We start from the raw sequence: 19,057 nt of genomic DNA on the forward strand, positions 1-19,057 counted from the left end.
ATGATCGGCTATGCCGAAACGGTGCGCCTGCTCGCCGCCTGGTGCGAGCTGCGCCAGGATTTCCGCCATTTCCGCACCGACCGCATCAGCGCTGCCGCGTTTCTCGACGAGCGCATCGGTTGCCGGCCGGCAGAGCTGCGCAGCCGCTGGAAGCGGCATATGGAGGCGCAAGGATTGCGCCTGCCTTAGCGCATGCCTTCGCCCTCAACGCAGGCAATTGGCGAAAGCCGGCGAGCGCGTCCCCCTCCCGTCACTATAAAGACGCCCTCCCCGGCCATCGCCGCAATCGACCCGCGCCGCGTTTTCGGGCAATCTGGAGGCGTCGGCCCGCCGTCAGGAGATGGCTGGCCGCTGAGGGAGGATTGCCATGACCAGAGCTCCGGCCGGCCTGCCGCGCTACGAGGACGCGGTCCAGAATTTCCACCTCGAGGACGAGATCAGCCGGCTGCACGGAGATCCGGCAACCGGCATCAACGCCTATGTCGAATGCTGCGGGCGCTACACCGGTGAGGACCGGCTGGCGCTGCGCGCCGTCTCGGCCAGCGGCGAGCTGCGCGAATTCACCTTCGACGACCTTGCCGACATGTCCGGCCGCGCCGGCAACATGCTCGAGGGCCTGGGCATCGGCCCTGGCGATGTGGTGGCGGGCATGCTGCCGCGCATCCCCGAGCTGGTGGCGCTGATCCTCGGCGCATGGCGCATCGGCGCGGTCTACCAGCCGCTGTTCACCGCCTTCGGACCGAAAGCGATCGAGCACCGGCTGAGCTACAGCAAGGCCAAGCTGGTGGTGACCAACCCGGCCAACCGCGGCAAGCTCGACAAGGTCGAGAACCATCCGCGCGTCGCCACCATCCTCGGCGCCGGCGACACCCTGTCCGCCAGCGACATCGATTTTGGCGCAGCGCTTGCCGCCGCCGCCCCCGACTGCCCGCCGACGATGCGCAAGGGCGACGACCTGTTCATGATGATGTCGACCTCGGGCACCACCGGGCATCCAAAGGGCGTGCCGGTGCCGCTCAACGCGCTGCTCGCCTTCGGCGCCTACATGCGCGACGCGATCGGGCTCCGCCCCGACGATGTGTTCTGGAACATCGCCGACCCCGGCTGGGCCTATGGCCTGTACTACGCCATCACCGGGCCGCTGCAGCTCGGCATCGCCACCACCTTCTACGAAGGCGCCTTCAACGCCAGAAGCACCTACGCCATCATCGAGCGGCTGGGCGTCACCAGCCTCGCCGGCTCGCCCACCGCCTACCGGCTTTTGATGGCGGAAGGCGCGGAGGCCGCAGCCCGCGTCAAGGGCAAGCTCCGTGTCGTAAGCAGTGCCGGCGAGCCGCTCAACCCCGAAGTGATCCGCTGGTTCGACGCTCATCTCGCCGCCCCCATCCACGACCATTACGGGCAGACCGAGAACGGCATGATGGTGAACAACCATCATGGCCTGGCGCATAGCGTGCGCGCCGGCTCGGCCGGCTTCGCCATGCCGGGCTACCGCATGGTGGTGCTCGACGAGGCGGGCAACGAGCTCGGCCCCAATCAGCCCGGCATCCTCGCGGTCGACATTGCGAAGTCCCCGCTGCGCTGGTTCGACGGCTACCACCAGGCCGAGACGCCGGCGATCGCGGGCGGCTATTACCGCACCGGCGACACGGTGGAGTATGAGCCGGACGGCTCCGTCTCCTTCATCGGCCGCGCCGACGACGTCATCACCTCGGCCGGCTACCGCATCGGCCCGTTCGACGTAGAAAGCGCGCTGATCGAACATCCGGCGGTCAACGAGGCGGCGGTGGTCGGCGTGCCCGACCCGCAGCGCACCGAGATCGTCAAGGCCTTCGTCGTGCTGGCTTCGGCCTTCAAAGGCAGCGAGGCGCTGGCCGAGGAGCTGGCCCAGCATGTGAAGAAGCGGCTCTCGGCGCATGCCTATCCGCGCGAGGTGGAGTTCGTCACCGAACTGCCGAAAACGCCAAGCGGCAAGATCCAGCGGTTCTTGCTGCGCAAGGCCGAGGTGGAGAAGCGCAAGGCCGGGTAAAGATTCAGCTCTCCGTAGATTTCCGCCACGCAAAAGCCGCCAATTCGGGCGAAGGCTCCGAAGGGTTTTGATCGCTAACTTTGGGGGCTACGTCATGCGGTTGATCTGGACACTTCTCTTCATGCTTGCGGGCAGCGCGGCACTCGCTGCCTCGCCGGAGGACAACTATATCGCCGCGCGTGACAGGGCGATTGCCGACATCGCCGCGCAGGAAAGCGCGAACGCTCCCGTGGAAACGCTCGATGCCCAGAATGTGAAGGCGATGGCCGATCTCGAAAAGCGCCTATCCGCCCTTCTCGGCCCGCTGGCGGTCGAGGGTTTTCCGGCAACCGGCACGATCAATCTCCAAAGCCTGAGCGACTCCGACATCGGATTCGGCATGCTCGACGGGCTGAGATACACCACGAGCGACGACGGCCCGAGCCTTGTCGCGACGACGCGCGGGCTCGCCGAGCGCTGGCTGAAGTCCAGGGCCGACGAGACCGATGAGAATCTCAAGCTGCCCGCCGGCATCGACGCCGCGCTGAAGCTCGACGCCTTCTACACCCAGGCCATCGGCGCCGATGCCGCCTTCGTCAAGACGCTCGACTTTGCGCTGATCAAGCCCGAAGGCGCCGACATGGCGATCGCGCGGCTGGGCGGCTGGACGCAGGATGTCGGGCCGATCTACGACCAGCAGGTCATCGTCACGCTGGTCAAGGGCGATCGGGTCATGATCGCCGAGGCACCCGCGGCGCCCGCCGTTCCGAAGATCGCGGCTTGCGATGGCTTGTGGACAGCGGCCGACGCCGCCGCCCAGAAATTCCAGGAGGCCTACCAGGCTTCGGAACTCAAGGACGAAAAGTCGTACGATGCCGCCAATGCCGCCTGGGAGAAAGGCGACGCCGACTATCGCGCCTGCATGGGCGAGCGCCTGCCGGGCGATGCGGCCTTCCCGGCATTGCTTGCCCAGGCCCAGGCGCTGGCCGACCACATGGCCGGCAAATAACCGCGGCGTCGAAGCTGCCTATCTCCCCCAAGTGGCGAGATCGGCTGTGTCAGCTCCTCCCTACCCTTGATCCGTGGCGCTTCCTGTCCTTGCAGCAATCGGCCCAATGCTGAAACTTCTGGCCGGCCTGGAAGTCTAAATTTAAGCACTTTCTACTAGGTTCGACCGATCGACTATTGTCCAGGAGGATATTCGGGTCGAATTGGCCAGAACGGATTTCAGCATAGGCCGCATGAGACAGGCCGTTTTTTCGTCCGCCAACGTGCCGGCGGCGATAGCCTTTGTCGTGCTTCTGATCTGCGCCATATTTGCCGACCAGCAGAACAGAAAAGTCTCCGATCAACTGGTGCGCGCCGATGTCCTGGCCAAGGTCAACATCATCCGCGCCAAGATCGAGGGCAACATCAACGGCAACCTTCAGCTCACACAGGGCCTGGTGTCGGCCATCGTCACCGAGCCCTATATGGGCCAGCAGAGATTTGCGTCGCTCGCCGGCAATCTGTTCGAGCAGAAGTCGCAGCTGCGCAACATCGCCGGCGCGCCGGACCTCGTCATCTCGCTGATGTATCCGTTGAAAGGCAACGAAAAGGCGATCGGGCTCGACTACCGCAAGAACGAGGCGCAGCGCGCGGCAGCGCTTCGGGCGCGCGACAGGCACGAACTGGTGTTCGCCGGCCCGGTCGACCTGGCGCAAGGCGGGCGGGGCTTCATAGGCCGCATCCCGGTCTTCGTGCCGACGGCGGGCGGCGGCGACCGCTTCTGGGGCATCGTCTCGGCGGTGGTCGATGTCGACCGGCTCTACGCGGCGAGCGGCCTCACCGATCCCGCCATCGACATCGATGTCGCCCTGACCGGCAAGGATGCGCTGGGGGGCGGCGGCGAACGCTTCTTCGGCGGCGACAATGTCGTCGCCGGCAATCCGGTGACGGCCGAGGTGGAGCTCCCCTCGGGCTCGTGGCGGATTTCGGCCATTCCCAAGGGTGGCTGGCCGGCGGCACCGAAGAATGAACGGACCTTGCAGGCACTCATGGCGCTCGCCGGCGTGTTGGTGGTGTTGCCGATCCTGGTGGCCGGACGGCTGTTCGGCGAGAGGCAGAAAAACTATGCCGAATTGAGGCGCCTGTCCGGACGGCTGGAGCTCGCGCTGGAGGCCTCGGGCATCGGTGTGTGGGAGCACGATCTCGCCACCAACGAACTGGTGTGGGACGAGCGCGTCAACGAGATTTACGGCAAGCCTGCCGACGCCAAGCCGCGCGGTTATGATGACTGGGCAGGGACGATCCACCCCGACGACATCGAGCGTGCGCGGCGGGATTTCGACCAGGCCGCAGCGACCAAGGGCCTCTACTCCTCGCAATACCGCCTCGTCCACCATGACGGCACTATCCGCCACGTCCGTACACGCGCGACGTTCTTCCAGGACAGCGGCGACACGCCGAAGATGATCGGCGCCGAATGGGACGTGACCAGCGACGTGCTGCTCAACGAGAACCTCGTGCGTGAGCGGCAGCTGTCGGAATCGAAGAACGCCGAGCTGGAGGCTGCCAGCGCCCGCATCGAGCATGTGGCGCTTCACGATTCACTGACTGGCCTGCCCAATCGCCGCTACCTCGACGAGATGCTGGCCGAAAGCGGGGAAACCGGCCGCACCGCGCTGCTGCATCTCGACCTCGACCGCTTCAAGCAGATCAACGACACGCTCGGTCACGCCGCGGGCGATGCCATGCTGGTGCACGCCTCCAAGGTCATCAAGGCCAACGCCAGGCCCGCCGATTTCGTGGCGCGCATCGGCGGCGACGAGTTCGTGGTGGTAGGCCATGGCGCTGGCGACGACAGGCTTGCCGAACTCGCCAGCCGCATTATCGAGGAGATGCGCCAGCCGGTAAATTTCCAGGGCCACCAGTGCCGGTTCGGCGTCAGCATCGGCATTGCCGCCAATGACGGCGTCGACGCCAGGCAGTTGCTCGTCAATGCCGATCTCGCGCTGTACCGGGCGAAAAGCCATGGCCGTAATCGCTACGAGTTCTTCAACGCGGAGCTGCAGAGCGAGATCGTTCGGACCAAGCAGATCGCCGATGAAATCCTGGGCGGGCTGGAGCGGAACGAATTCATCGCTTACTACCAGCCGCAGTTCGACGCCAGGACGCTCGAAATCGTCGGCGTCGAAGCGTTGTCGCGCTGGAAGCATCCGCGTCGCGGCATCCTCGCGCCCGCCGCCTATCTCAAGGTCGCCGAAGAACTGAATGTTGTGGCGCTGATCGACCGCACCACTCTCAAGCAGGCGCTGGAGAACTTCGAGCGCTGGTCGCATCTCAACATTCCGCGCGTTTCGGTCAACGTCTCGGCCAGGCGCCTTGAGGACAGAGACCTGATCAAGGGTCTGCGCAAGCTCGCCATCAAGCAAGGGACGGTGTCGTTCGAGCTGGTGGAGTCGATCTTCCTCGACGAGAACGACGACTTCGTTTCGTGGAATATCGAGCAGATCAAGGGACTCGGCATCGACATCGAGATTGACGATTTCGGCACCGGCTACGCCTCGATCGTCAGCCTGCTCAAGCTGCAGCCGCGCCGGCTCAAGATCGACCGCCAGCTGATCACGCCGATCACCGGCTCAACGGCGCAGCGGCGACTGGTGTCGTCAATCATCGAGATCGGCAAGTCGCTCGGCATCGAAGTGGTGGCCGAAGGCGTCGAGACGATGGATCACGCGCGCATCCTCAAGGAACTGGGTTGCGACATCCTGCAGGGCTACGCCTTCGGCGCCCCGATGGACGCCAAGACCTTCAAGGCCTTCGCCCAGTCGCGCAAATGGCTCCAGGCGGGGTAGCGGAACAGCCCTACCCCCGCAGTCCCGGCGCTTCCTGGCCGGTCCGCGCGACATATTCAGTGTAGCCGCCGCCATAGGTGTGGATGCCATCGGGGGTGAGCTCCAGCACGCGGTTGGAAAGCGCGGCCAGGAAATGGCGGTCGTGCGAGACAAAGAGCATCGTGCCTTCGTACTGCGAAAGCGCGTTGATCAGCATCTCCTTGGTCGCCATGTCGAGGTGGTTGGTCGGCTCGTCGAGTACCAGGAGGTTGGGCGGATCGAACAGCATCAGCGCCATCACCAGCCGCGCCTTCTCGCCGCCGGACAGCACGCGGCACTTCTTCTCGATCTCGTCACCGGAAAAGCCGAAGCAGCCGGCAAGCGCGCGCAGCGGCGCCTGGCCAGCCTGCGGGAAATTGTCTTCGAGCGTCTGGAACACGGTGCGCTCGCCCTCCAGCAGCTCCATGGCGTGCTGGGCGAAATAGCCCATCTTGACGCTCGGACCGCGCGCCACCGTGCCCTGGTCTGGCTCGGAGGCGCCGGCCACCAGCTTCAAAAGCGTCGACTTGCCGGCGCCGTTGATGCCCATCACGCACCAGCGCTCGCGCCGGCGCACCTGGAAGTCGAGGCCTGAATAGATGGTGCGGCTGCCGTAGCTCTTGTGGATACCCTTCAGCGTCGCCACGTCCTCGCCGCAGCGCGGTGCCGGCTGGAACTCGAAGGTCACCGTCTGGCGCCGCTTCGGCGGCTCGACGCGGTCGATCTTGTCGAGCTTCTTCACCCGGCTCTGAACCTGCGCGGCATGCGAGGCGCGCGCCTTGAAGCGCTCGATGAAGGCGATCTCCTTGGCCAGCATTGCCTGCTGGCGCTCGAACTGCGCCTGCAACTGCTTGTCGGCCAGCGCCCGCTGCTCCTGGTAGAATTCGTAATTGCCGGAGTAGGAGGTGAGCGAACCGGCGTCGATCTCGACGATCTTGGTGACGATGCGGTTCATGAACTCGCGGTCGTGCGAGGTCATCAGCAGCGCGCCGTCATAGTTTTTCATGAATTGCTCCAACCAGATCAGGCTTTCGAGATCGAGGTGGTTGCTCGGCTCGTCGAGCAGCATGACATCGGGCCGCATCAACAGGATGCGCGCCAGCGCGACGCGCATCTTCCAGCCGCCGGAAAGTTTGGCGACGTCGCCGTCCATCATCTCCTGGCTGAAACCGAGGCCGTCCAGTACCTCGCGGGCGCGGCCGTCCAGCGCATAGCCGTCGAGCTCCTCGAAGCGGTGCTGCAGTTCGCCGTAGCGCTCGATGATGGCGTCCATCTCGTCGGCGCGGTCGGGATCGCCCATGGCGTGCTCGAGCTCGCGCATCTCGGCGGCGACCGCGCTTACCGGGCCGGCGCCCTCCATCACCTCGGCAACGGCGCTCATACCTTCCATGTCGCCGACATCCTGGCTGAAATAGCCGATGGTGACGCCGCGATCGACCTGGACCTGCCCTTCGTCCGGCTGCTCCTGCCCGGTGATCATGCGGAACAAGGTCGTCTTGCCGGCGCCGTTCGGTCCGACGAGGCCGATCTTCTCGCCCTTCTGCAAGGCGGCCGAGGCTTCGATAAAGACGATCTGACGGCCGTTCTGCTTGCCGATGTTTTCAAGACGGATCATGGAGCGGTCCGGTTAAATGCGCTGACGTGGCGGGATTTGCCCGGGCATACGCGAATGCAGGCGGTGGTGGAAGAGGCAGAAGCGCCGCAGCCAGCACCCGTGGTGATTGGCGAAGGCGGCGGCGACAGTTGATCTCCCCCCTTGCGGGGGAGAACGCATTTTCCTGCATTTGCGAGCGGGCTTGTCCCCGAGCAAGTGCTTGGAAAATGCCAGAGAGGGGATTTCGTAGGGCGCTGTGCGCTACTTTCTCGTAGGCGCAGTGCCCCCTCTCTTGCGGCGCTTTACTTCGCGTCGTGGAAGATGATTCCCACAGTGTGACGCCGCCCCGAGCGCAGACGACTGACGCCATGGCGCAGGTTCACCCGATAATAGCCCCGACTGCCCTCGACCGGCCGGTTGTGAACGGCGAAGATCACCGCGTCGCCGCGCCTCAGCGGCACCACCTCGGCACGGCTCTGCATGCGCGGGCGCTGCTCGGTCAACACGAACTCGCCGCCTTCAAAATCCTCGCCGGGTTCGGACAAGAGGATCGCCACCTGCAGCGGAAAGGCGAGCGTGCCGTAGAGGTCCTGATGCAGGCAGTTGAAGTCGCCGGGGCCGTATTGCAAGAGAAGCGGCGTCGGCCTCGTCTGCCCCTCGTCGTGGCAGCGCTTGAGGAAGGCAGCGTGGTCGGCGGGATAGCGCAGCGCTGCGCCCATCTTCTCGTTCCAGTCGTTGGCGACGCCAGCCAGCCGCGGATAGAGCGCCCTGCGCAGGCCTTCGATCGGATCGGGGAGCGGGTAGCGGAAATAGCGGTACTCGCCCTTGCCGAAGCCGTGACGCGCCATCACCACATGGCTGCGGAAATGTTCTTCGTGCGGATAGAGCGCGGCGATTTCGTCGCATTCGTCGGGGGCGAGAAGGTTTTTCATGACGGCGCAGCCATGGGCGTTGAGTTCGGAGACCAGGGCAGGCCAGTCTTGCGCCTCGACACGCGTTTCGGCGGAGCGGCTGGCGCGTTTGGCGCTGATGGAATGGATGGTCATGGCGGCCTCCTGTCGCTTGCCTACCGTGAAAATGGGGCGGGCGGAGGCTGGGAGCCACCCGTTTCATGCGGAGATTGGGCGCGGCCCTGACCTTCTCCCCTTGTAGGAGAAGGGAAGATCGCGCTTTCACCGCTTGCGATACCCCTCCAGCTCCGGATCGAGGTCGACCCGCACCGCATTGGTGAACACGCAGGTCGCCACCATGATGCCGGCAAAGGCGGCGAGGTTGACCAGCAGCGTGTCATCATAGCGCGCCTTGAGCGCTGCCCAGAGCTCATCCGGAATCGCATTGGCATCGGCGGCGACCGCCTTGCCGAAGGCGATCAGCAGCGTCTCGTCGGCGGTGGGCTCGATTGCCTCTGGATCGAGACCGCCATCCATCAGCGCGCGGCGGAAGAAGGTGACGGGAACCTCGGCGCGCATTGTCTCCGAGATCGCCATCGAAAGCAGCCAGATGGCACGGTCGTCCAGCGTAGGCTTGAGCAGATCGCGCAGCGTGAACCATTCGGCATAGATGCGGTGAGCGGCCGGCGAATTGAGCAGGATGCGCTTCATGTTGGTCATGCGCCCGCGCAAGCTGAGCTCCCTGTCGTGCTCGGCGCGGATTTCTTGCGACGCCGTCGCGTAGTCGATAGGCGGGATCATGGCCATGGGAAACGGTCCCCTCACCCCAGCGACGTGTGCAGTTCGGGGGAGGCGCGCAGCGTGTTGGAGACGGTGCAGATCGCCTCGGCATCCTCGATGATGCGCTGCTTGGTCGCCGTGTCGAGATCGCCGGAAATATCGAGCCTGATGCTGAAGCGGACGATGCGGGACGGCTCGTCCGCCGCCGACCTCGGCGCGCACCTCGCCAAGCTGCGCGGCGACCCCAAGGCGCGTGGCAGCGATGCGGGCGCTGAGCACCATGCAGGCGGCGAGCGAGGCGTGCAACAGATCGAGCGGATTGAAGCCCGGCGCGCTCGCGCCGGTCACGATATCGACCGCGCCGCCGGTCGGCGTGGTGACAACCGGCAGGCCGCCGGGTTGCAGGACGGCCAGCGCGCCGGTCGCTCGGGTTCTGATCTTCAGCTCGCTCATCGTATTTCCTCTGGCGTGCCAGGGTTGGTGGACAGCTCAAAGATGCTGCCAGATTGCCTTCAGCGGCGAGCCGATTGCCTGCTCGATCCTGCGCAGCTGGTCGACCGCCAATGAGGTCTCTCCGGGATTGACGACCGTAAGCGCGCAGCTGCCGAATGCGGCAGGCCATACGTAGCGCAACTCGTTGAGTGAGGTCGGCCTTTCGCAGCAAGGCGTTACGACAGCAAGGTCTTTAAAGCCAGATGCAGCCGCCCGGTCCATCGCCTCGCCCCACCAAGCCTCGAGGTCACTGCCGCATAGCGGGCAATTGATGCTTTCCGTGTTCGCTCCGGCGTCGAAGAATGTGACCCCCTCCTCGGATTCAACGCCGATATGTTCGGCGCGTGGAAACAATCCACGCGCGATCGTCACCGCCTCGCTGGCTGCCGCTTCGCCGGGGCGCCAGTGCGGATCATACGAAACCAATCGCAGGTAACTGTCGGACATCCCCCTTCCTGGAGCAGGAAGGGTGTTCAAAGCAAGGTGTTTCGGCCGGATTCCAGCCTCTCTATTTCAGCGCCCGCAGCACATGCTTCTGGATCTTGCCCGATGCGGTGCGCGGCAAAGTCTCCACGGCCAAAAATTCCTTCGGCACCTTGTAGCGGGCGATGCGCGCGGCGCAGTGGCCGGCGAGCGCCGCCGGGTCGAGAGAACAACAGGCGCGCAACACGACGAAGGCGCGGCCGACCTCGCCCCAGCGTTCGTCGGCGATGCCGATCACAGCCGCCTCGTCGATGTCGGGATGGGCAAGCAGCGCCATCTCGACCTCGGCCGGGAAGACGTTCTCGCCGCCGGAGATGAACATGTCCTTGCGGCGGTCGACCAAGGTGACGAAGCCGTCCTCGTCGCGCCGCGCCATGTCGCCGGTGCGGAACCAGCCGTCCTCGCTGAAGGCGCGCGCGGTCTCCTGCGGCCGGTTCCAGTAGCTCGGCGTGATGTTGGGGCCGGCGAGCCAGATCTCGCCCGTCTCTCCCGGCGCGACATCGGTGCCGGCGCCATCGACGATGCGCAGTGAAACGGTCGGCGCCGGCAGGCCGGCCGAGCCCGCCTTGCCGGCGATGCGCTCGGCCTCCAGCGGCATGCCGAGCACCGTGCCGGCCTCCGTCATGCCGAAGCCGTCGACCATCGGCACGCCCTGCTCCAGCCACCACAGAACATCCGCGGCAGGGTTCGGCGCGCCGCCGGTGAAGAGCGCCAAGAGCGATGTCCATAGTCGCGGCGCGAACCCGGGATGCTCGCGCAGCATCCTCGCCATCTGCGGCACGCAGAAATAATGGGTGACGCCGAGCGCCGGATCGGCAAGGCGTCGGTTGGTGTCGCCGGGATCGAAGCCGGCGGAAATCAGCACCGTGCCGCCCTTGAGCAAAACGGGGCGAAGATTGGTGATCAGGCCGATGACATGGAACATCGGCGCGTCGCAAAGGAAGACGCTGTCATGGCCAACGCGGCCGATGACGCCGAAATTGACGGCGGTGGCGAAGGCATTGGCTTCGGTGACGTTGACGCCCTTCGGTTGGCCCGACGTGCCGGAGGTGTAGAGGATGATCGACGGCCGGTCGGCTTGCGGCAACGGACGGCGCGGCGCCGGCGCTTGCTCTTCCACCGCTGCCGCGAAGCGCGAGACGGCGAGCGGGGCGCAGCCGGGCGGCGGCGCAAGGTCGGGCGGGGTGTCATGGACCAGAAGCACGGGATCGCAATCGGCAAGGATGGCCTGCCGTTCGGGCGCGGCAAGCCGCCAGTTGACCGGCACGAAGATGGCGCCGAGGCGCATCGCCGCCTGCTGCAGGATGACGAGGTCGGCGCTGTTGCGGGCCAGCGTGGCGATCCGCTGCCCTTGCTTTATGCCACTGTTTTCGAGCACTGCGACGGCGCGCTGGATGGCATCGTCGAACGCGGCATAGGTCCAGCGCCGGCCGGACGCGAGGTCGACGCAAGCGAGGCGGTCCGGCTGCGCGCGGGCATGCAAGGCGACGGGGTCCGGTGTCGTCCAGGCCGGCATTGCGATCTCCTCCCGTGTCACGCGCCGTATCGGTTGCGGCCGGCATCGATCGCCGGTCCGAGACAGGTCACATCGACCGGATCATCTCGCCTTGTCGTAGGCGCCGAGGCCAGGCTTGTAGCTCTTTTCGTCGATGAACTGGCGGATGCCTTCCTTGCGGCCTTCACTGTCGAAGGAATTGGCCGCCTCCTGCGCCCGCACCAGATAGTCCTCGGCATTGTCGTAGGTCATCTCGGCGACGCGGCGGATGGCGTCCTTGGTGGCCTTGAGCGCCACCGGGTTCTTCTTCAGAAGAATCCCGGCCACTTCCGCGACGCGCGCCTTCAGGTCGCTGAGCGGCACGCTTTCATTGACCAGCTTCCAGGCCGCCGCCTTCCTGCCGTCGATCAGCTCGCCGGTCAGCGCGTGATACATGGCATCACGCATCGACAGCAGATCGACCACCACCTTGGTGGCGCCGCCGCCAGGCAGGATGCCCCAGTTGATCTCGGAGAGCGCGAACTGCGCCTCGTCGGCGGCGAAGGCGAGATCGCAGGCAAACAGCGGGCCATAGCCGCCACCGAAGCACCAGCCATTGACCATGGCGATGGTCGGCACGCGGTACCAGCGCAGCCGCCGCCACCAGCCGTAAGCCTCGGCTTGCGCCTTGCGCACGGCGCCCAGGCCCTTCGCCTCGGTCTCGCGGAAATATTCCTTGAGGTCCATGCCGGCCGACCAGGCGGCGCCCTCGCCCGAGAGCACGAGAACGCCGACGTCGTCGCGGAATTCAAGCTCGTCGAGCACTTGCATCATGCGCCGGTTGAGCGCCGGGCTCATCGAATTGCGCTTGGCCGGCCGGTTGAAGCGGACCCAGGCGATGCCGTCCTCCACATCGAAGGCGACGGTGTCTTCGGTTTCTCCTGCCATGGGTCAATTCCTCCGAGATCGCTATGTTGCATAGCTTTAATCTTTGCTATGTCGCATAGTATTTTTACCTTGACAAGGGGCCGGATCGCGGCAATCGATCGAACATGGACGAAACCAGCAACGATCTCGCCGAGGACGCGCTCGACGCGCAGATCGGCTACAATCTGCGGCGCGCCTCGGCGCTGGCGCTCAACGATTTCGCTATCGAGATGGCGGAGGCGGAATTGCGCCCCGTCACCTACGCCATGCTGGCGCTGATCGACGAACGGCCGGGCATCCGCGCCGCCGGGCTCTGCCGGCTGCTCGCCATGAAGAGCGCCAACATGGCGCCGCTGCTGGCCGAACTCGAGGAGCGCGGCCTGATCGAGCGCGACGACCATGCCAAGGATCGGCGCGTGCAGGAGCTTCGGCTGACCGAGGCGGCCAAGGCCGCGATGCCCGCCTGGCGGCGTCAGGTGCGCCTTCACGAGGACCGCTTCCTGCATCGGCTGACCAGCAAGGAGCGGGCAACGCTGCTGCGTCTGCTGCGCCTGATCTGGGTGGATGAGGCGGAGTGAGCGCCGGCGCGCCCTCAACTCCAAGCAAAACAATCCGATAGCGGCCCGTCCTGCGGGATTGATTCATCTGCGGGACATCGGGCCTTGGGCGATTAGCGTTTCCTCTCCCCGCGCATTTGCTGAGGGAGAGGAAGGACGCTATTTCGTCAGATCAAGGGCGGCCGAGAGATCGCCCATCGGCGGCTGCTCGTTATTGCGCAGCGCCTTGTCGCGGGCGACGATGCCGGGCAGCACTGGCAGGTCGTAGCGCGCGGTAATGAAGCGCAGGATCGAGGTCGTGTCGTACTGCGTGTGGTCGACGGTCCCCAGCTTTGCATAGGGCGAGATGATGAAGGCGGGAATGCGGTTGCCCGGGCCCCAGCGGTCGGCCCTGGGCGGCGCGATATGGTCCCAGAAGCCGCCATTCTCGTCATAGGTGACGACGACCAGCATATGCGGCCATTGCGGGCTCTTCTCCAGATGCGACACGATGTCGGCCAGATGCTTGTCGCCGCTGGTGACGTCGGCATAACCGCCATGCTCGTTGAGATTGCCCTGCGGCTTGTAGAAGCTCACTGAAGGCAGCTTGCCGTCGTCGATCGCCTTGATGAACTCGACGCCGTCGAGGCCGCCATCCTTCAGGTGCTCGGCGCGCGCGGCGGTGCCCGGCGCGTAGGCCGCGAAATAGTTGAACGGCTGGTGGTGGAACTGGAAGTTCGGCACTGGCGTGGCGTTCTTGCCGTCGAGCGCCGCCTGCCAGGCGCCGGAGTACCAGGCCCAGGAGACGCCCTTCAGCGACAGCAGGTCGCCGATGGTGATCTCGTGCTGCGGCGGCAGCGTGGTCGGCTGCGCCGGATCGGCCAAGGCCTTGTCACCGCCCTCGGCCGGCTTGTTGGCGCTCGGCTGGTAAGGCGGCTGCATGGTGTTGACGGCGTAGAAATCCGGCGTGATGGCGCCGTCATTGACGAATTTCGGCGCACCGCCCAAAGCCGAGGCTGGCGAATTGTCGGCCATCTTGAGCGTCACGCCGTCGGGCTCGACGACGGCGATCTGGCCTTTGACCGGGCTGGTGTCGGCATGCGGATAGACCGGCGCGCAGGCGCAGGCGAGCATGATGTGGTTGAGGAAGGAGCCGCCGAAGGCGCCCTGGAAGAAATTGTCGGCGAGCACGTATTTCCTTCCCACCGCCCACATTGGCAACGTTGAGCCATCATAGTGGCCCATGACGAGCGAGCCGGAATCGGCCCAGGCGACGAACTTGTCGTTCCGGCCGGCGTCGATCTGCATCTGCTCCTGGTAGAAGCGGTGCCAGAGGTCGCGGGTGATGACGCCGGTGTTTTCATTAAAACCCTTGGGATCGTCGATGGCGAAGCTGGCATTGGCGAGATGCGCGGTCTGAGCCTCCGTCACCGCAGGGGTTACGCCCTTGCCGGTCAGGCCGCCCCAGGCCGGCGGCAGCTCGGCAAGCGGCTTGCCGTCGCGGTCGAGCTGGCGGGCCTGGTCGGCCGAGACATTGGCCAGGCCATTGGCGCCGGGGAAGCCGCCATAGAGATTATCGAAGCTGCGGTTCTCGGCGTAGATGACGACGACGGTGTCGATCTTGTCGAAGCCGGGAGGAGCCGCATGGGCAGCGGCGGTGAGCGATGCCAGGGCGGTGGAGGCCAGGCAAAGCGAGAACAGGGACCTAGTCATGGGGGATGCCTCGTGGCTGGGGATGGCTGGAGGACGGCAATCGATGAACAAGCAGGCGCGGAAGCAGCTACTGCGATGCCTCTGTCACTTTTGTGACATTTTCCGCCCTGCGCGAACACGGTTGCGTGAGCGTCGCGACCGGTCATCAATCCGTTGCACTGGGTACCTAGTTCCGGGGGCAAACCGGACCACGCCCTATGCCGACAAGACGATGGAAAAGCCTGACGATCGCTATCGCCACGGCGTCGATGTTCGGCTTCGCCGGACCCGCGAACACGGCAGGCAGCACCCATCCCGGCCCGCTGTCGCGCGCGGAGGCTTTCGCACGGGCAGAGGCGCTGACGGCGCTGGGGCGCAAGATGTTCTTCGATCCGTCGCTGTCGGCCTCGCGCAAGCAGGCCTGCTCCTCCTGCCACGATCCCGACCACGCCTTTGGGCCAGCCTCGGCGACACCGGTCGAGATGGGCGGGCCTAATGTCGACCGGCCGGGCCTGCGCGCGGGTGCCATCGCTGCGCTACCTGCAGGCGGCACCCCCCTTCACCGAGCACTTCTACGATTCCGAGGATGAGGGCGACGAGAGCGTCGACAACGGCCCGACCGGCGGGCTGACCTGGGACGGCCGCGCCGATCGCGGCCAGCAGCAGGCCAGGATCCCCCTGCTCTCGCCTTTCGAGATGGCCAACAAGGATGAGAGCGGGGTGGTCGCCGCCCTGAGCAAGGCCGCCTATGCGCACGATTTCAAGGCGGCATTCGGCGACGATGTGTTCGAACGGCCGGACGACGCCTTCGACGCCGCGGTCGAGGCGCTCGGCGCGTTCGAACAGAGCAGCGCCGATTTCTACCCCTATTCCAGCCGCTACGACGCTTTCCTTGCCGGCAGGGCGACGCTCTCGGCGCAGGAATTGCGCGGCCGCGTTCTGTTCGAGGACGAAGCCAAGGGCAATTGCGCCAGCTGTCATCTGAGCCGACCCAGCAACAATGGCGAGCCGCCGCAGTTCACCGATTACGGTCTGATCGCCGTTGGCGTGCCCCGCAATGCGGCGATCCCGGCCAATGCCGATCCCGCCTATATCGATCTCGGCCTGTGCGGCCCGCTGCGCACCGACTTCAAAGGACGCGCCGAATATTGCGGGCTGTTCAAGACGCCGACGCTGCGCAACGTGGCGCTGAGGAAAAGCTTCTTCCACAATGGCTATTTCCACACGCTGCGCGACGCGGTCGCCTTCTACGGCAGCCGCGACAGCGATCCCGGCCGCTGGTATCCGAAGAATGCCGACGGCACGGTCGACAAATATGACGACCTGCCAAAGCCTTACTGGCCGAACCTCAACAAGGACCCGCCCTTCGGCGGGAAGCCGGGCGACAGGCCGGCGCTGACCGATGCCGAGATCGACGACATTGTCGCTTTCCTCGGCACGCTGACGGATGCCGACCAGCGAGGCGCTCCGGCGCATTGAGATTCCGGCCGTGGACGATGGCGATGCGTGCCGTCTCGGCGCTGATTGACGTTGCGTGCCGGCTTCTGCAATCTCCTTCTGCTGTATGGCTCCGAGGCACAGCGATGAGGCGCAGTCTTGCATTCGGTGTAATTGCCGGTATCGGCCTGCTCTGCGGCGCCGCATTCCTGATTGCTGGTCCGTCGGCAGTCTCGCCGGACAAGATCCAGTCGTCGGTTATCCGCGCGCCCGAATTGATCGACCGTGCCTGGAAGTTGCCCGTGGCCGCTGCTTTCAATGCCGACGTCGAATGGCAATCGAACGCATCAAGGTGCGGTCCGGCAAGCGTGGCAAACATGTTCCGCTCGATCGGCGAAGAAGAGACGACGGAAGCTGAAGTGCTTGCGGGAACGGGAAAGTGCTGGACCGGTTTCTGCATCATCGGGCTGACCCTGGACGAGGTTGCCGAAGTCGCTCGAAGCAAGACCAAGCGGAAAGTATCCGTGCTTCGGAACCTGACTGCCGAGGAGTTCCTCGCGCATATGAAGCGCGCCAACGATCCCGGCCGCCGCTACATCATCAACTTTACGAGGGAGAGGATTTTCGGCGCCGGCGCCGGCCACTTTTCCCCGATCGGAGGATATATGGAGGCCGAGGACATGGTTTTCGTCCTTGACGTCAACCAGCGCTACAAGCCCTGGCTGATCGAGCGCGAACGCCTGTTCTCGGCCATGGACACGATCGATTCCGATGGCGACAGGAAGCGCGGTTTGCTGCTGATCGAGTGACGACGGATGCGATGCCCGGGCGCCTGTCCAGGCATGGCTAAATGCCCGATCTTGATGCCGAAACGACCAAGGCTGGGCTTTCATATGCAATATTGCTAATATGTGTACTCGCTCACATGACTACAGCACGCCGGCTGCTACGGTGGCTGCTCGTCGCATGATGGGGTCTCAAATGCGGTTCGTTGCAGTGCGGGAGCCGCCTGATACTTGGGCGGTGTTTGACACGTGGATAGACGAGCCTGCGGACTACGCTGGCTGCGTGCTTGCTGGTTTGACGTTGCGTGAAGCCCAGTGGTTCGCCGCCGTCGCCAATGTTGAAACCTCCGCGCGGGTGCGCAATCCCTTGGGCGTCGGCACCTTGGTTGAGCCGGCGCCGGTCATCGGGGTCTTCTGAGGCAGCCCCTCACCTCGCCGGCGCGTAGCGGCTCACCACCATGCCGCTGGCATAGGCTTTCGAACCAATGAGCTTCAGCCTGGAGAAGCCGCCCTGGCCGAAGATGCGGCGGCCGGCACCCAGCACAGCCGGATTGATGAAGAGCTGGAATTCGTCGACCAGCCCGGCGGCGATCAGCGCCGAGGCGAAACCGGCGCCGCCGAAGACAGCGATGTCGCCGCCCTCGCCCGCCTTCAACGCATTGACCTCGCGCGGCAGGTCGCCGCTTGCGATGCTCGTGCGCTCCCATCGCGCGGCCTTCAGCCTGTCGCTCAGCACCACCTTCTGCGCTGCAACAATGCGCTGGGCAAAGGCGTAGAAGCGGTCCTTCGGGAATCTCGTCGCGGCGTTGCCCCAGTGGGTGAGATAGCCCTCCTCCGCCATCTTGCGGCTAAGCAAGATGGTGTCGATGGTTTCGAACACAGCGTTGAAGTCCTGCTTCAGCGCATCGTCCCAAGCGCTGTCGTCGCCCCACTCCCAGAGCTGCCAGCGATGGTCGTCCTCGGCGCCGACGAAGCCGTCGACCGACATCTGCATTTGCAGGATGAGTTTCTTCATTTCCGGTCCTCCTCGTGCTCCCAATCAATTTACTTTTGGAACCATTTGACACTCGAAGGCAATGGTGTCAATAGTAAAGTGATTTAAAAATGGAACCGTAACTATGTCGACCAGGGAACGGTCCGGCTGCCCGATCAGCCTGTCGCTTGAGCTGTTTGGCGACCGCTGGACGCTGCTCATCATCCGCGACCTGGCATTCGCCGGGAAAAAGCATTTTCGCGAATTCCTGCAGTCGGACGAAGGCATCTCGTCGCGAACGCTCGCAGAGCGGCTGCAGACGCTGCAGGAGGAAGGCATCCTCACCCGCAGCGACGACCCGACCCACAGGCTGAAGGCGATCTACCGGCTGACCGAAGCCGGCGTCGACCTTCTGCCGGTACTGGCGACGCTCGGCGCCTGGGGCAGCAAATATCGCAAGGCCGACGATGATCGTGCGCGGATTGCCACTGAGTTGGCCGGCGGCGGCGAGCCGGCTCTGGCGCGGATAAAGGAGAGGCTGCGGCAGGAAAATCTGGGTTAGGCGGCGCGGCGCAAATCGCCCACACCGGCGCTCTTCGCCTGGATCGCGGCGTCGAAACGATGCCTGTCAGCAGACGTTCCGGTTCCAGTCTATGCGCCTCTGCGTTAGACTCAGCTCGAACAGGACCGCCGCCATGATCGTCCAGGCCTGCATCAACGGCGCCCGCCCCGCCGATTTTCACGCCGCCCTGCCGCTTGACCCGGACGCCATGGCGCGCGACGGCGCGGTTTCGGTTGCCGCGGGTGCCGCCGAGCTCCATGTTCATGCGCGTGGCGCCGACCGGCAGGAGAGCTTGGCGCCGGAAGCGATGGACCGCACGGTGGCAGCGCTGCGCCGCGCTTGTCCGGGAACGCTGATCGGCGTCTCCACCGGCGCCTGGATCGAGGAGGACGACCTCCGCACCCTCATCGCCATCGCCGGCTGGCGCGAGCTGCCGGACTATGCCTCGGTCAATCTCAGCGAGACGGCCGCGCCGGTCGTGATGGAAAGCCTGCGCCAGCGCGGCATCGGCATCGAGGCGGGCCTGGCTTCCATCGCCGACGCCGAGAGGCTGGTGACGCTCGACCATGG

17 protein-coding genes and 2 pseudogenes are annotated in these 19,057 nt (G+C 65.2%); 10 read left to right on the plus strand and 9 right to left on the minus strand.

Features of this window, described 5'->3' with window-relative positions; all coding sequences use genetic code 11:
- The 4 genes from EN745_RS12080 to EN745_RS12095 all read left to right on the plus strand — a co-directional run.
- The coding region (locus tag EN745_RS12080; RefSeq protein ID WP_127421344.1) for a WYL domain-containing protein at nt 1-189 on the plus strand (189 nt) is incomplete at its 5' end.
- 178 nt (nt 190-367) lie between these two features.
- On the plus strand, nt 368-2,029 hold the full coding sequence (locus EN745_RS12085; RefSeq protein ID WP_127421345.1) for an acyl-CoA synthetase: 1,662 nt from the start codon (nt 368-370) through the stop codon (nt 2,027-2,029).
- 94 nt (nt 2,030-2,123) lie between these two features.
- Nucleotides 2,124-3,017: a hypothetical protein gene (locus EN745_RS12090; protein ID WP_126055438.1), complete on the plus strand. Its 894-nt coding sequence runs from the start codon at nt 2,124-2,126 to the stop codon at nt 3,015-3,017.
- 232 nt (nt 3,018-3,249) lie between these two features.
- A complete protein-coding gene (locus EN745_RS12095) occupies nt 3,250-5,844 on the plus strand; it encodes an EAL domain-containing protein (RefSeq protein WP_126055439.1) in 2,595 nt (864 codons plus the stop codon).
- A 10-nt stretch (nt 5,845-5,854) separates the two neighbouring features.
- Here EN745_RS12095 and EN745_RS12100 read toward each other — a convergent pair whose 3' ends face one another.
- From EN745_RS12100 to EN745_RS12130, 7 genes and pseudogenes are all read right to left on the minus strand, one after another.
- A complete protein-coding gene (locus EN745_RS12100; RefSeq protein WP_127421346.1) occupies nt 5,855-7,477 on the minus strand; it encodes an ABC-F family ATP-binding cassette domain-containing protein in 1,623 nt (540 codons plus the stop codon).
- 281 nt (nt 7,478-7,758) lie between these two features.
- Nucleotides 7,759-8,502: a 2OG-Fe(II) oxygenase gene (locus tag EN745_RS12105; protein WP_126055440.1), complete on the minus strand. Its 744-nt coding sequence runs from the start codon at nt 8,500-8,502 to the stop codon at nt 7,759-7,761.
- 126 nt (nt 8,503-8,628) lie between these two features.
- A complete protein-coding gene (locus EN745_RS12110; RefSeq protein ID WP_126055441.1) occupies nt 8,629-9,153 on the minus strand; it encodes a hypothetical protein in 525 nt (174 codons plus the stop codon).
- Nucleotides 9,154-9,167: 14 nt separating this feature from the next.
- Nucleotides 9,168-9,579 (minus strand): annotated as a pseudogene (locus EN745_RS12115) (OsmC family protein).
- A 36-nt stretch (nt 9,580-9,615) separates the two neighbouring features.
- Entirely contained in the window at nt 9,616-10,065 is a 450-nt protein-coding gene (locus EN745_RS12120) for a hypothetical protein (RefSeq protein WP_126055443.1), read from the minus strand.
- A gap of 61 nt (nt 10,066-10,126) precedes the next feature.
- Nucleotides 10,127-11,617 carry an AMP-binding protein gene (locus tag EN745_RS12125; protein WP_127421347.1) on the minus strand — a complete coding sequence of 497 codons (1,491 nt, stop codon included), beginning with the start codon at nt 11,615-11,617 and terminating at the stop codon, nt 10,127-10,129.
- 81 nt (nt 11,618-11,698) lie between these two features.
- Nucleotides 11,699-12,523 carry a p-hydroxycinnamoyl CoA hydratase/lyase gene (locus EN745_RS12130; RefSeq protein WP_127406953.1) on the minus strand — a complete coding sequence of 275 codons (825 nt, stop codon included), beginning with the start codon at nt 12,521-12,523 and terminating at the stop codon, nt 11,699-11,701.
- Between the two features lie 104 nt (nt 12,524-12,627).
- Here EN745_RS12130 and EN745_RS12135 point away from each other — a divergent pair, with 104 nt between their 5' ends.
- Nucleotides 12,628-13,080, plus strand: coding sequence for a MarR family transcriptional regulator (locus tag EN745_RS12135; protein WP_126055446.1), 453 nt, complete (start codon nt 12,628-12,630; stop codon nt 13,078-13,080).
- Between the two features lie 138 nt (nt 13,081-13,218).
- Here the strand turns inward: EN745_RS12135 and EN745_RS12140 are convergent, their stop codons facing one another.
- Nucleotides 13,219-14,751, minus strand: a complete 1,533-nt coding sequence (locus EN745_RS12140) for an acid phosphatase (protein WP_127406952.1) — start codon at nt 14,749-14,751, stop codon at nt 13,219-13,221.
- Between the two features lie 248 nt (nt 14,752-14,999).
- Between EN745_RS12140 and EN745_RS12145 the strand changes: the two are divergent.
- The 3 genes and pseudogenes from EN745_RS12145 to EN745_RS12155 all read left to right on the plus strand — a co-directional run bounded on the left by EN745_RS12145 (nt 15,000) and on the right by EN745_RS12155 (nt 17,370).
- Nucleotides 15,000-16,209: pseudogene (locus tag EN745_RS12145) on the plus strand (cytochrome-c peroxidase).
- A 104-nt stretch (nt 16,210-16,313) separates the two neighbouring features.
- A complete protein-coding gene (locus EN745_RS12150) occupies nt 16,314-16,976 on the plus strand; it encodes a phytochelatin synthase family protein (protein ID WP_126055448.1) in 663 nt (220 codons plus the stop codon).
- A gap of 172 nt (nt 16,977-17,148) precedes the next feature.
- The gene (locus EN745_RS12155; RefSeq protein ID WP_126055449.1) at nt 17,149-17,370 is read left to right on the plus strand and encodes a hypothetical protein; all 222 of its coding nucleotides are present in this window, start codon (nt 17,149-17,151) and stop codon (nt 17,368-17,370) included.
- A 9-nt stretch (nt 17,371-17,379) separates the two neighbouring features.
- Here the strand turns inward: EN745_RS12155 and EN745_RS12160 are convergent, their stop codons facing one another.
- Nucleotides 17,380-17,967, minus strand: coding sequence for a dihydrofolate reductase family protein (locus EN745_RS12160; RefSeq protein WP_127421348.1), 588 nt, complete (start codon nt 17,965-17,967; stop codon nt 17,380-17,382).
- Between the two features lie 103 nt (nt 17,968-18,070).
- Between EN745_RS12160 and EN745_RS12165 the strand changes: the two genes are divergently transcribed.
- Both EN745_RS12165 and EN745_RS12170 read left to right on the plus strand, forming a co-directional pair.
- Nucleotides 18,071-18,487, plus strand: coding sequence for a helix-turn-helix domain-containing protein (locus EN745_RS12165; protein WP_127421349.1), 417 nt, complete (start codon nt 18,071-18,073; stop codon nt 18,485-18,487).
- 133 nt (nt 18,488-18,620) lie between these two features.
- On the plus strand, nt 18,621-19,057 hold a 437-nt coding region (locus EN745_RS12170), incomplete at its 3' end, for a 3-keto-5-aminohexanoate cleavage protein (protein ID WP_189363027.1).

It is taken from the genome of Mesorhizobium sp. M4A.F.Ca.ET.022.05.2.1 (genome assembly GCF_003998845.1).
In the GTDB taxonomy this organism is placed as follows: Bacteria; Pseudomonadota; Alphaproteobacteria; order Rhizobiales; family Rhizobiaceae; genus Mesorhizobium.

Bases quoted from the DNA above. Each gene is read 5' to 3' on its own strand.
- EN745_RS12085 (WP_127421345.1), top strand. From the start codon at position 368: ATGACCAGAGCTCCGGCCGGCCTGCCGCGCTACGAGGACGCGGTCCAG.
- EN745_RS12090 (WP_126055438.1), top strand. From the start codon at position 2,124: ATGCGGTTGATCTGGACACTTCTCTTCATGCTTGCGGGCAGCGCGGCA.
- EN745_RS12095 (WP_126055439.1), top strand. From the start codon at position 3,250: ATGAGACAGGCCGTTTTTTCGTCCGCCAACGTGCCGGCGGCGATAGCC.
- EN745_RS12100 (WP_127421346.1), bottom strand. From the start codon at position 7,477: ATGATCCGTCTTGAAAACATCGGCAAGCAGAACGGCCGTCAGATCGTC.
- EN745_RS12105 (WP_126055440.1), bottom strand. From the start codon at position 8,502: ATGACCATCCATTCCATCAGCGCCAAACGCGCCAGCCGCTCCGCCGAA.
- EN745_RS12110 (WP_126055441.1), bottom strand. From the start codon at position 9,153: ATGGCCATGATCCCGCCTATCGACTACGCGACGGCGTCGCAAGAAATC.
- EN745_RS12120 (WP_126055443.1), bottom strand. From the start codon at position 10,065: ATGTCCGACAGTTACCTGCGATTGGTTTCGTATGATCCGCACTGGCGC.
- EN745_RS12125 (WP_127421347.1), bottom strand. From the start codon at position 11,617: ATGCCGGCCTGGACGACACCGGACCCCGTCGCCTTGCATGCCCGCGCG.
- EN745_RS12130 (WP_127406953.1), bottom strand. From the start codon at position 12,523: ATGGCAGGAGAAACCGAAGACACCGTCGCCTTCGATGTGGAGGACGGC.
- EN745_RS12135 (WP_126055446.1), top strand. From the start codon at position 12,628: ATGGACGAAACCAGCAACGATCTCGCCGAGGACGCGCTCGACGCGCAG.
- EN745_RS12140 (WP_127406952.1), bottom strand. From the start codon at position 14,751: ATGACTAGGTCCCTGTTCTCGCTTTGCCTGGCCTCCACCGCCCTGGCA.
- EN745_RS12150 (WP_126055448.1), top strand. From the start codon at position 16,314: ATGAGGCGCAGTCTTGCATTCGGTGTAATTGCCGGTATCGGCCTGCTC.
- EN745_RS12155 (WP_126055449.1), top strand. From the start codon at position 17,149: ATGCGGTTCGTTGCAGTGCGGGAGCCGCCTGATACTTGGGCGGTGTTT.
- EN745_RS12160 (WP_127421348.1), bottom strand. From the start codon at position 17,967: ATGAAGAAACTCATCCTGCAAATGCAGATGTCGGTCGACGGCTTCGTC.
- EN745_RS12165 (WP_127421349.1), top strand. From the start codon at position 18,071: ATGTCGACCAGGGAACGGTCCGGCTGCCCGATCAGCCTGTCGCTTGAG.